This window comes from Bradyrhizobium canariense (assembly GCF_900105125.1).
Taxonomy (GTDB): Bacteria; Pseudomonadota; Alphaproteobacteria; order Rhizobiales; family Xanthobacteraceae; genus Bradyrhizobium; species Bradyrhizobium canariense_A.
Genome location: NZ_LT629750.1, coordinates 6,985,337 through 6,997,811, shown reverse-complemented (window position 1 = coordinate 6,997,811; position 12,475 = coordinate 6,985,337). Strand labels below are relative to the sequence as shown.

At 62.4% G+C, this 12,475-nt stretch carries 9 protein-coding genes; 3 read left to right on the top strand and 6 right to left on the bottom strand.

Translation table 11 applies throughout. From position 1 onward, the window contains the following. From BLV09_RS33030 to BLV09_RS33015, 4 genes are all read right to left on the bottom strand, one after another. Window positions 1-243 carry a DUF6894 family protein gene (locus tag BLV09_RS33030; RefSeq protein ID WP_100387527.1) on the bottom strand — a complete coding sequence of 81 codons (243 nt, stop codon included), beginning with the start codon at window positions 241-243 and terminating at the stop codon, window positions 1-3. Window positions 244-523: 280 nt separating this feature from the next. After that, window positions 524-1,117 carry a hypothetical protein gene (locus BLV09_RS33025; RefSeq protein ID WP_100386378.1) on the bottom strand — a complete coding sequence of 198 codons (594 nt, stop codon included), beginning with the start codon at window positions 1,115-1,117 and terminating at the stop codon, window positions 524-526. Between the two features lie 115 nt (window positions 1,118-1,232). After that, a complete protein-coding gene (gene acuI / locus BLV09_RS33020) occupies window positions 1,233-2,219 on the bottom strand; it encodes an acrylyl-CoA reductase (NADPH) (RefSeq protein ID WP_146690392.1) in 987 nt (328 codons plus the stop codon). Between the two features lie 43 nt (window positions 2,220-2,262). After that, entirely contained in the window at window positions 2,263-3,513 is a 1,251-nt protein-coding gene (locus tag BLV09_RS33015) for an MFS transporter (RefSeq protein ID WP_146690391.1), read from the bottom strand. Window positions 3,514-3,890: 377 nt separating this feature from the next. Here BLV09_RS33015 and nadA point away from each other — a divergent pair, with 377 nt between their 5' ends. The 3 genes from nadA to nadC all read left to right on the top strand — a co-directional run bounded on the left by nadA (window position 3,891) and on the right by nadC (window position 7,622). Next, entirely contained in the window at window positions 3,891-5,003 is a 1,113-nt protein-coding gene (gene nadA, locus BLV09_RS33010) for a quinolinate synthase NadA (RefSeq protein WP_146690390.1), read from the top strand. Window positions 5,004-5,110: 107 nt separating this feature from the next. Further along, window positions 5,111-6,718 carry an L-aspartate oxidase gene (locus BLV09_RS33005; protein WP_146690389.1) on the top strand — a complete coding sequence of 536 codons (1,608 nt, stop codon included), beginning with the start codon at window positions 5,111-5,113 and terminating at the stop codon, window positions 6,716-6,718. 25 nt (window positions 6,719-6,743) lie between these two features. Then, window positions 6,744-7,622 (top strand): carboxylating nicotinate-nucleotide diphosphorylase, encoded by an 879-nt coding sequence (nadC, locus tag BLV09_RS33000; RefSeq protein ID WP_146690388.1) that lies wholly within the window; start codon window positions 6,744-6,746, stop codon window positions 7,620-7,622. A gap of 95 nt (window positions 7,623-7,717) precedes the next feature. Here the strand turns inward: nadC and BLV09_RS32995 are convergent, their stop codons facing one another. Together BLV09_RS32995 and ppdK are read right to left on the bottom strand one after the other, a co-directional pair. After that, window positions 7,718-9,163, bottom strand: coding sequence for a cell wall hydrolase (locus BLV09_RS32995; protein WP_146690387.1), 1,446 nt, complete (start codon window positions 9,161-9,163; stop codon window positions 7,718-7,720). 453 nt (window positions 9,164-9,616) lie between these two features. After that, window positions 9,617-12,475 carry a pyruvate, phosphate dikinase gene (gene ppdK / locus BLV09_RS32990; protein WP_146690386.1) on the bottom strand — a complete coding sequence of 953 codons (2,859 nt, stop codon included), beginning with the start codon at window positions 12,473-12,475 and terminating at the stop codon, window positions 9,617-9,619.

The following is a 12,475-nucleotide window of genomic DNA, read 5'->3' as shown; positions in this document are numbered from 1 at the left end:
CTATAGCGGCTGGTCGAGCGATTCCGCCGTGAGCCGGATTCGAAACACCGGCTTTTTCGCTTCATCCAGCAGTTCCATCTGCCACTGGGCGTTCTGTTTCAGGCTTCGGGAGATACCGCTGACAAGATTGGCGCAGACCTTGGTCATTTCAGCCCATGCGTCATCGCGGCTCTCGAATTCCGATCCCAGGTCGGCGGCGCCTGAATAGCGTCCGTGACTAATCCGGAAATAATAAAGCGACATGATGAACCCTTGTTTCGGGCCGCCCAAGAGTATTTTCAAACCAGGTGCGAGGCGGTGTGCCGCGAGAAAATGCTCTGCTTGAAAGCCGGCGCGTATTCCGATCGCAAATCCGGCATCCACTTTTGCGGAATGCGCGCAAGCCCGTCGATTATCGACAAACTGGGTCGCAAGTCGCTACGAAGATGTGAAAATACAGGCCCGTAAGACTACGGTGTACGGCCGGGACCATTGCCGCCCGGCCGCCGTCTTCTAAGAATCCGCGCCAATGGCCGGCGCTGGATCAATCGGTCGAGCGGCGCAGCTCCGGCGCACTTTCGGATTTCGCCGGCTCGACCTTCGTTTCGGATTTGACCGGTTCAATTCCGGCGTTCTCGACTCGCGGAGTCTCAACGCGGCTTGAAACTTCGGTTCGCGACGCGTCGGCCGACTGTTCGTGCCGATGCAACGAACGCGGACGCGCGACCGAGCGCGCCAGCAGCATCTGCACCGCGCCCTGGTTATGGAAATCGCAATAGGCGAAGCTCATCCCCGAAACCGATCCACGGAAGCTGCGCTCGTCCTGCTTGTCGAGACTGAAACACGGCTCGAACGGAATGCCCTTGATCGATGCGCATACCGCCTCGCCGCGGACCTGCAACGTGTTGCCGGGCAGCCTGATATGGCGAATCGGACCGGAGCCGCTGAATTGCACCGAACCCGCGGCGCCCATGTCATCGAGAATCCGGCCTGCGCCGCGGGTGCCGTCGAAACAGGTGAATGCGAACACCTTGCCGGCTACGAACTTGCGGGCCTCATCGGCGTTCATCGTCCCGGCCAGAGCAGGTGCGATCAGTGCCCCGGCCGTAACCGTCCCCAACACAAAACGCGCAAGCATGCTGTAACTCCAACTCACCGAGCGCGGGCTCCCAGCCTAAGGCCCCTTTACCCGCTGCTTACCATACTAACCGTGGCAACATTGGAGCAGGTTCGTTGGTAAAGTCTGAACGTCATTAGAGAATTTTTACCACGATTCGACCGCGGACCTGTCCGGCGAGGATTTTCGCGCCGGCCGCGATAACCTCGTCCAGACCAATTTCATGAGTAATTTCAGTAAGTTTTCCTCGATCCAAGTCACTGGCCAGCCGGCTCCAGGCGATTTTGCGCAGCTCGATCGGGCACATCACGGAATCGATGCCGAGGAGACACACCCCCCGCAAAATAAACGGCGCGACCGAGGAAGGCAGGTCCATGCCGGCAGCAAGGCCGCACGCGGCGACCGCGCCGCGGTATTTCGTCATCGAGAGAATGTTGGCCAGCGTGGTCGATCCGACGCTGTCGATGCCCCCGGCCCAGCACTCCTTTGCCAGCGGCTTGGCCGGCCCCGATAACTCCGCGCGATCGATCACTTCAGCCGCGCCGAGATCTTTCAGGTAGTCGGCCTCCGACGTCCGGCCCGTCGAGGCAATGACGTGGTAGCCGAGCTTTGAGAGCACGGCGATCGCAACCGAGCCGACGCCGCCCGCCGCACCGGTCACGACGATTGGACCGTTGCTCGGCGTCAGGTCGTATTTTTCCAGCGCAAGCACCGACAGCATCGCGGTGTAGCCGGCGGTGCCGATCGCCATCGCATCGCGGGTCGAGATGCTCTCCGGCAGCCGCACCAGCCAGTCGCCCTTGACGCGCGCCTTCTCGGCATAGGCGCCAAGATGGGTTTCACCCATGCCCCAGCCGTTGCAAACGACCTTGTCACCGGCCTTCCACTGCGGATTCGAAGATTGTTCGACGGTGCCGGCGAAGTCGATGCCGGCGATCATGGGAAAGCGCCGCACCACCGGCGCCTTGCCGGTGACGGCCAACCCGTCCTTGTAGTTCAAGGTCGACCATTCGACCCGCACCGTGACGTCGCCTTCCATCAATTCGGCTTCGTCGAATGGCGCGAGCGCAGCGGTGGTGCCTTTTTCAGCCTTGTCGATCCTGATCGCTTTGAACGTTCCCATGGCAAACTCCCTGAAGCTCGAATTTCGGGAAAGGTTTACCGGATCACGCCGGTTGCGCAACCGGCCGGGCGACCGGCTGCTCGACGATCGGCAGATTGATCAGCGCCGACAGCACGCCGAACAGAACCGACAGCCACCAGATCGGCGTGTACGACCCGAATTTCTCGAACACGATACCGCCGAGCCAGACGCCGAGAAAGCCGCCGACCTGATGGCTGACAAAGGCGAAGCCGTACAGGGTTGCAAACCAGCGGGTGCCGAACATCAGCGCCACCAGCGCCGAGGTCGGCGGCACGGTCGATAGCCAGGTCAGGCCGCTGACCGCGCCGAACGCGATCGCCGAGAACGTCGTGATCGGAAACGAGATGAAGGCAATGATCGACACCGCACGCACGAGATAGATCGTCGACAGGATGTAGCGCTTCGGGAACACGTTTTGCAGCCAGCCGACGCTCAGCGATCCCATGATGTTGAACAGGCCGATCGCCGCGATCACCCAGCCGCCGGTCTGGGCGGGAATGCCGCGATCGACCAGATAGGCCGGCAGATGCACGGTGATGAATGCAAGCTGGAAGCCGCAGGTGAAGAAGCCCAGCACCAGCAATACGTAGGAGCGATGGCCGAACGCTTCCGCCAGCGCGGTCTTGAACGATTGCTGGTCCGAAGCCGCCACGCTGGCCGCTGGCACAGGGGGCGTGCTGAGTGCGAGCGATAACGGCACGATCAACAGCATCAGCGCGGCAAACACGATCAACGCCGTCTGCCAGCCGAAATTGTCGATCATCGCCACGCCGAACGGCGCAAACAGGAACTGCCCGAACGATCCGGCCGCCGTCCCCGCGCCGAGCGCCAGCCCTCGCCGTTCCGGTGGCAACAGCTTGCTGAATGAGGACAGCACCAGATTGAACGAGCAACCCGACAGTCCAAATCCGATCAGGACACCGGCGCCGAGGTTAAGCGACAGCGGTGTTGCCGCATAACGCATCAACACCAGACCTGCGGCGTAAAGCAATGCGCCGACGCACATCACGCGCAGGGCGCCGAACCGGTCGGCGATCGCCCCGGCGATCGGCTGGCCCAATCCCCACAACAGATTTTGCACGGCAAGCGCGAGGCCGAAAACGTCGCGCCCCCAGGCAAATTCGCGGCTCATCGGCTGAATGAAAAATCCGAGGCTCGATCGCGGCCCGAAACTCAACATCGCGATCGCACAGCCGCAGATGATGATGACGATCGGCGTACGCCAATTACCGAGGCTGGAGGCCGAACGGAGATCGCCTGCGGTCGTCGACATGCAAAGTCCCCAATTGCTCGCAGCGGATCCAAAACGGCGACCGCACATTACAGGGAGTTAATGCATTCGCATGCAAATCCCAATGGCACGGTCCGGAAAATCCACATCGCAATGCAGCTTTGCAAATGGCGACGGCCAGATCAGACAATTTGAACGCCCGGCGATCTAGCGGAGCCCGGGAGACCGTGCTATATTTGATTTGCTCGTTATGAGGATAAGTAAAGTCCTCCTGACGCCCCGGACTCCTCGCGACGCCGCGAGGTTGGTTCGGACAAGACTCACTCAAACGCCAGGAATTGCCGGCCCGCTCCAAGGGCGGATTTCTCAGCACTCAGATATGCTCAAAACGAGCAAATAAGAACCTCAGGGAGACTGCCATGCCGATCGCTGCAATTTACGGTCCCGAAGACTTCGGAAACCCAATTCCAGGCCGCTCCGCTGTGCCGAAGCGAAACCCCGTCAGCCCTGCCGAGCGCGCCCATGCACTGCCGGTGCCTTCGCTGGAGTGGACTCCCGAGGTCGAACGCGAAACCGCTCACCTCTATGAGCGGGTCAAGAATGTGATCTCCCCGGTCGAGTGGCCGTTCATGGCGCCCTACATCAAGGCGATCAATGAGCTGAAGAAAACCCGCGATGCGGTGATCCTGGCGCACAATTACCAGACGCCGGAGATCTTCCATTGCGTCGCTGATATCGGCGGTGACTCGCTGCAGCTCGCGATCGAAGCCACCAAGGTGAAGTCCGGCACCATCGTCCAGTGCGGCGTGCACTTCATGGCCGAGACGTCGAAGATCCTCAACCCCGAGAAAACCATTCTGATTCCGGACTCACGCGCGGGCTGTTCGCTGGCCTCCAGCATCACGGGAGCCGACGTGCGGCTGTTGCGCGAGCGTTTCCCAGGCGTGCCTGTTGTGGCCTATGTCAACACATCGGCCGACGTAAAGGCGGAGGTCGATATCTGCTGCACCTCCTCCAACGCGGTGCAGGTGGTCGAGAGCCTCCATGCGCCGACGGTGATCTTCCTGCCGGATCAGTATCTGGCGAAATATGTGGCTTCAAAAACCAGCGTGAAGATCATCGCGTGGAAGGGCGCCTGCGAAGTGCATGAGCGCTTTACCGGCGACGAATTGCGCGCCTATCGCGAGGCCGATCCGTCGGTGCAGATCATCGCGCATCCGGAGTGCCCGCCCGACGTGCTCGCTGAAGCCGATTTCACCGGTTCGACCGCGCACATGATCAACTGGGTTCGCAACAAGCATCCCAAGCGCGTGGTGATGATCACCGAATGCTCGATGGCCGACAACGTGCAGGCCGAATTGCCCGATGTCGAGATGGTACGGCCGTGCAATTTGTGCCCCCACATGAAGCGGATCACGCTGCCCAAGATCTTGGACAGCCTGGTCTACCTGCGTGAGGAAGTGACCATCGATCCCATGATCGCCGACAAGGCGCGCCGTTCGGTCGAGCGGATGATCAATCTGAAAAATTAAAACACACCGTCGTCAACGGGAGGCCGCGGCAATCACGCCGATTAGCAGAGACGGCACGGCGTATGGGTCCCCGCTTTCGCGAGGACGACAAATAGTGGGAAACGAAAATGCAAAACCAAATTGATGATCTCATCCCCACCACCGGCGATGTCGTCATCGTCGGCGCAGGCCTCGCCGGGCTGTTCTGCGCGCTCAAACTGGCGCCGCGTCCGGTTACCGTGATTTCCGCGAGCCCGCTCGGCGAAGGCGCTTCGACCGCATGGGCGCAAGGCGGGATCGCTGCGGCGGTTGCAGAAGGCGACAGTGCGGAGGCACACGCCGCCGATACGGTCGCGGTCGGCGCCGGCCTCGTCGATGAGACGGTTGCACTCGGACTGGCGCGGGAAGCCGGTGCGCGCATCCGCGACCTCCTGCATTATGGCGTCCCGTTCGATCGCGACCTCGAAGGCAAGCTCGCAGTCTCCCAGGAAGCGGCACATTCGGCACGACGCATCGTGCATGTGCAGGGCGACATGGCCGGCAAGGCGATCATCACCGCGTTGATCGAAGCCGTGCGCGCGACGCCTTCGATCCGGGTGATCGAAGGCTATGTTGCTGAAGCGCTCCTGACCGATGACGACGCCGTCACCGGACTTCAACTGCGTAAAGCCGGCGACGTCGCTGCCAGGCCACTTATCATCGCATCGCGCACGGTGGTATTGGCGACCGGCGGTATCGGGCATCTCTATGCCGTGACGACCAATCCGCCCGAAGCCAGCGGCCTCGGGCTTGCGATCGCCGCGCGTGCCGGCGCCGTGATCGCCGATCCGGAATTCGTGCAATTTCATCCCACAGCGATCATGGTCAGCCGCGATCCGGCGCCGCTGGCGACGGAAGCTTTGCGCGGCGAAGGCGCGACGCTGATCAACGCGAGTGGCGAGCGCTTCATGCTGGCGCGGCACAGGCTCGCCGAGCTCGCACCGCGCGATATCGTGGCACGCGGGGTGTTTGCGGAAATCGCCGCGGGCCGTGGCGCGTTCCTCGACGCCACCACTTCGCTCGGCAACCATTTCGCCGAGAAGTTCCCGACCGTCTATGCAAGCTGCCTGTCCGCGGGCATCGATCCGTCGAAACAGCCGATCCCGGTGGCGCCGGCCGCGCACTATCACATGGGCGGCATCGCCGTGGATGTGAATGGCCGCACGTCGCTGAAGGGATTATGGGCCGGCGGCGAAGTGTCTTCGACAGGCGCGCATGGCGCCAACCGGCTGGCGTCGAACTCCCTGCTCGAGGCCGTGGTCTACGCCGCGCGCATTGCGGAGGATATCGACGGCAGCACCGCTCCCGCTTCATCCCGCCTGCCCGAGGCTTCGATCCCGCCGCGAAATTGCGCGATGCCGCCACTGATCGAGGCCAATCTTCGGGCGATGATGACCTCGCATGTCGGCGTGATCCGCGATGGTGAGCAGCTCGCGGAAGCCGTGCGCGCGTTCGCGGCGATCGAGCGCGACACCGGCAATATCGCGCTGCGCAATATGGCAACCACGGCGCTCCTGGTCGCGACATCGGCATGGGCGCGGCGCGAAAGCCGCGGCGCGCAATACCGTTCGGACTATCCGACCGAGAAGCCGACGCTGGCGCATCGCACCATGACAACATTGGCGGCCGCACGCGACGTCGCGGCCTCGCTGACCGAGCCCGCGCCAGCGCGCTCCGCGCAGCCGATCACCGCTTAACAGATAACAAGATAAGGTACGCATCATGACGACCCCCAACTCGCTGTTCTATCCGGAAGCATTTCTGTCGCCGCTCGCGATCGACGAAGCCGTGCAACGCGCATTGAATGAGGATCTCGGCCGCGCCGGCGATATCACCTCGATGGCTACCATTCCCGAGAGCGCTCGTGCCCACGCCGTGATGGTTGCCCGGCAGTCCGGCGTGATCGCGGGTTTGCCGCTCGCGGTTGCGATTTTTCAAAAGCTGTCGCCGGATCTCGGCATCGAGGCGCATGCGCGCGACGGCGCGGCCGTCGCCGCCGGCACGCATGTGCTGACGATTTCAGGGCCGGCACGCGCCGTGCTGGCGGGCGAGCGCACCGCGCTGAACTTCGTCGGCCGGCTTTCCGGCGTCGCCACGCTTACCGCCGATTATGTCCGCCACACCGCCGGCACCAAATTACGCATCTGCTGCACCCGCAAGACCACGCCCGGGCTGCGGGCGCTCGAGAAATATGCCGTGCGCTGTGGCGGCGGCTTCAACCATCGCTTCGGGCTCGACGACGCGATCCTGATCAAGGACAACCATGTCGCGGTCGCCGGCGGCGTCAGGCCCGCGCTTGAACGCGCACGGGCGCATATCGGACATCTGGTGAAGGTCGAGATCGAGGTCGATACGCTGGCGCAACTGCGCGAGGTGCTCGATACCGGGCTCGCGGATGTGGTCCTGCTCGACAATATGGATATCGCAACCTTGACCGAGGCCGTGAACCTGACCAAAGGGCGCGTCGTGCTGGAGGCTTCCGGCAGCATCACGCAGGCAACGATCGCGAAGATCGCAGCCACTGGCGTGGATTATGTCTCGTCCGGCGCGCTCACGCATTCGGCGCCGAATTTCGACGTAGCGCTCGATATCGATGCGTGAGCGGGAAACCCGTTTAGAATCGCAATGCGCGAATTCGGTCACCTCTCCCAGTGGGAGATGGAGCGTTGGCACCAGTGTAGAGCTTCTAAATCACGCTAGCGCCGTACCGTGGTTTCAGACTGCTCGGCGGTGCTCTTGGCGGCTTCCGCCAGTTCCGCCGAAATTTCCGCGGTCTGCGCCGGCGTTCCCCAGCTTGGCGCGTCGCTGCCGTCACCCCAGGCCCGCGGCCGATAGAAGGTGTGGACGCCGAATTTGTAGGTCTTCTTCATCTCGCTGACCCAGGACGGATGCACCCAATAGGCATGGTAGTGGGTCGATTTCGCGACTTCCGGCAGCCAGAGCTGGCCGTCGAGCATCGCCTTCGCGATCCGCTTGGCGCGATCCCACATGTCGGGCTCGCGCACGACGTCGGCGACGTTGTCACAGGCGAAGGTGAACTGGCACGCCATGTGATGGTTCTTGTTCTGGTAAACCACGCCACACACCGTGGTCGGGTAGAAGCCCGAGAATGCGCGGTTCAGCACCACCTGCGCCACCGCGATCTGGCCACGTACGGCTTCGCCGCGGGCTTCGAAGTAAACCGCTTCAGCCAGGCACTTCTCCGACTTGGCGCGTGATTTTTCGTCGAGCAGGCCGAGCCGTTCGGCCGGCGTCTTGATCCGCTGATTGTCGGCGTTGACTTCGCCCTTGGCGGCGACGCTTTCGCCATTCTCTCCGATCGCGGAGCTCTCGTCCGCGGTCGACGGCAGCGACGCCACCTTCATGTCGGGATCGGCCGCGCCCGGTGCGACAACCATCGGCTCTTCGCCGGGCTCCCAGCGCTCCATGCTCTCCGCCGCCGCACCAAGCGAGGAGCTGCCGAAATACAGGCTCGCGGTCTTCACCGAGAAACCGTCATGCGGGGTTGCGGATTCCAGCGGAATGGTGTCGGGGGCAACTTTCAGATCGTCGAGCGGCTGGGCTTCGAGCGACAATGAAACATCATATTGCGGAAGCGGCGGAGCACTCAGCGCTTCCTGAAGTTCCGGATCGAGCGGAAGACGATCGCCGAACGATGCGGCCGCGGCGGTCTTCTGACCCACCACCGAGGCATTGGATGTCGACGGATCTTCAAGCGGCGGCGCGGCATTTGCCGGCGCCGCACCCTCCGGCGGCGGGGCCTTGACCAGGCGATCGCCCTTCAAGGTGCGATCGACCTTGGGAAAATCAGATGCCTGATAGCGCGGCGGAGCCTGGAGCAGATGATTGCGCGTCAGCGAACCGGTGTCGAGACCGGAATTGTCGAAGCTCGCCAGCCGATAGAGTCCGGCCTGCGGCGAAGAGGTGCCGATCGGGCGGCCAAAGCTGTAAGTGGCGAGCTGGATGGTGCTAGCGGCGGAGAACACCCGCTTTTGCCAGCGCTCGGCGACACCAGGCTGCCGGGCCAGCAGCGATGCAATATCCTGATATCCGATTTCCGTCGGACTCAGCGCGAAGATGCAGAGACCGAGGCCGAAGAACGCGAAACGCGCGCCCTTCGGCCGGTTACGCACTACTAACATCGATACGCTCACGCAACGCTACACACACACGCGCGACCGAATTCAGTACATCCGTGCAATTCGATCTTTTTTGGTGTTATCGAATTTAGGTTGCGGGGGAGTTAACCGGTGGTGCGCAGCGGATACACGCAAGGAATGACTGCGTTTTCGTCGCCGGCATCAAAATTGTTGGTAAACAGGCGCTCGAACAAATTGGTAAATATCCGGTCAACGAAAATGATGAAGAAAATTTTGTAGCGCCCGGATTCTGCCGGCGGGGAATTATGAGTTCCTGAAACTGCGCAGTGTAAGGATCAACACGTCATTCCGGGGCGATGCAGAGCATCGAACCCGGAATCTCGAGATTCCCCGATGTGCAATTGCACATCTGAGGTCTGGTGCCAACGCACCATCCCGGAATGACGGAGGTCTAGATTGCGCTTCGCACAATGACGGTCGTGGTGGTCAACGACCTCAGGCCCGGCTGGCGACAGTCTTGCCAAGCGCAGCTTGGGCCGCGGCGAGCCGCGCGATCGGCACGCGATAGGGCGAGCACGAGACGTAATCGAGGCCGATCTCGTGGCAGAACGCCACGGAGGCGGGATCGCCGCCGTGCTCGCCGCAAATGCCGACCTTCAGGTCAGGCCGGGTCTTGCGTCCACGCGCCACGCCGATCTTGACCAGCTCGCCGACGCCATCGCGATCGACCGAAATGAACGGATCGATCTCCAGGATGCCCTTGGCGATATAGGTGCCAAGGAAGCCTGCGGCGTCGTCGCGGCTGATGCCGTAGGTGGTCTGGGTCAGATCGTTGGTGCCGAACGAAAAGAACTCGGCGGTCTTGGCGATCTCGCCGGCCATCAGGCAGGCGCGCGGCAATTCGATCATGGTGCCGACCTGATAATTCAGCTTGGCGCCGGTCTCCTTCATCACGGATTGCGCGGTCGCATCGATGCGCGCCTTGACCAGATCGAACTCCATCTTGGTCGCGATCAGCGGCACCATCACCTCCAGGCCGACGGCCTTGCCGGTGCGCTTGCCGGCTTCGACCGCGGCTTCAAAGATCGCGCGCGCCTGCATCTCCGCGATCTCCGGATAGGCAATCGCAAGACGGCAGCCGCGGAAGCCAAGCATCGGATTGAACTCGGCCAGATCGCGGGCGCGATCGGCCAGCCGCCGCGGATCGGTGTTCATCGCACGTGCGACTTCCTCGATCTCGGCCTGGGTGTGCGGCAGGAATTCATGCAGCGGCGGATCGAGCAGCCGGATCGTCACCGGCAGGCCCTTCATGATCTCAAACAGCTCGACGAAATCCGCGCGCTGCATCGGCAGCAGTTTTGACAGCGCGGAGCGGCGCGCCTGCTCGTCCTCGGCGAGAATCATCTCGCGCACGGTGCGGATGCGGGTTTCCTCGAAGAACATGTGCTCGGTGCGGCAAAGCCCGATGCCCTCGGCCCCGAACTTAACGGCGGTGCGCGCGTCATCAGGCGTATCGCCGTTGACGCGAACGCCAAGCTTGCGAACCTGATCGGCCCAGCTCATCAGCGTGCCGAATTCGCCCGACATTTCCGGCTCGATCATCGGCATGCGTCCGGCCAGCACCTGGCCTACCGACCCGTCGATGGTGATGACGTCGCCGGTCTTGAAGGTGCGCGAGCCGATGCTCATGGTGCCGCGGCCGTAATCGACGCGAATGCTGCCACAGCCGGAGACGCAGGGCTTGCCCATGCCGCGCGCGACAACGGCGGCGTGCGAGGTCATGCCGCCGCGCGTGGTCAGGATGCCTTCGGCCGCGTGCATGCCGTGAATATCTTCGGGACTGGTCTCGATCCGGACCAGAATAACCTTGCGGCCATCTGCCTGCAGCTTGGCGGCCTCGTCGGAGGAGAACACGATTTCGCCGGCGGCGGCTCCCGGCGAAGCCGGCAGGCCGGTGGCGATCACGTCGCGCTTGGCATTGGGGTCGATGGTCGGATGCAGCAATTGATCGAGCGATGCCGGATCAATCCGCGACACCGCATCCTTTTTGGAGATCAGGCCTTCATTGGCAAGCTCGACGGCAATGCGCAGCGCGGCTTTCGCCGTGCGCTTGCCGCCGCGTGTCTGCAGCATCCACAGCTTGCCCTGCTCGACCGTGAACTCCATGTCCTGCATGTCGCGGTAATGCTTTTCCAGCATCGTGTAGATTCGCGTCAGCTCCTTGAACGCCTCAGGCATCGCGATTTCCATCGATGCCTTGTCGGAACCGGAATCCTTGCGCGCATCCTCGGTAATGTCTTGCGGCGTGCGAATGCCGGCCACCACGTCCTCGCCCTGCGCATTGATCAGGAACTCGCCGTACAGCTTGCTCTCGCCGGTCGACGGATTGCGCGTGAACGCAACGCCGGTCGCCGACGTCTCGCCCATATTGCCGAACACCATCGCCTGCACGTTGACGGCGGTGCCCCAGGATTCCGGAATGTCGTGCAGCCGGCGGTAAGTCACCGCACGCGCGTTCATCCAGGAGGAAAACACCGCGCCGATCGCACCCCACAATTGGTCGTGCGGATCCTGTGGGAAATCCTTGCCGGTTTCGTGCGCTACCGCGTCCTTGTAGCGGCCGACCAGTTCGACCCAGTCATCGCCGGTGAGATCAGTGTCGAGCGTATAGCCCTGGCCGTCCTTGAACGTATCGAGAATGTCTTCGAAATGATGATGCTCGAAGCCGAGCACGACATCTGAATACATCGTGATGAAGCGGCGGTAGCTGTCATAGGCAAAACGACGATCGCCGGACAGCTCAGCCAGCGCTTCGACCGTCTTGTCGTTGAGGCCGAGATTAAGCACGGTGTCCATCATACCCGGCATCGATGCGCGGGCGCCCGACCGCACCGAGACCAGCAGCGGATTCTTGGCGTCGCCGAACGTCTTGCCGGCGATCTTGCCGACATGATCCAGCGCCTTCTCGACCTGCGCCTTCAATTCCTTCGGATAGGTTTTGTCGTGCGCATAAAAATAAGTGCAGACCGACGTCGGAATGGTGAAGCCGGGAGGTACCGGCAATCCGAGATTGGCCATCTCGGCGAGGTTGGCGCCCTTGCCGCCAAGCAAATCGCGCAAGCCTGCTTTGCCTTCGGCTTTGCCGTCGCCAAACGTGAATACCCATTTACCCGATGGCACCGCTGTTGCCGCTGGCTTGGCCGCGACTGCCTTGGCGGGCTTCGGCGCTGGCTTGGCCGGGCTTTTCTTCAGCGCCTTACGGGCTGTGGCCGGCGGCGCGGCTTTGCCCCGAGCTGGGACAGATGCCTTTGATTTAGCTGCGGTTTTCTTCGTCTTCGCTACGGCTTTGGCCAT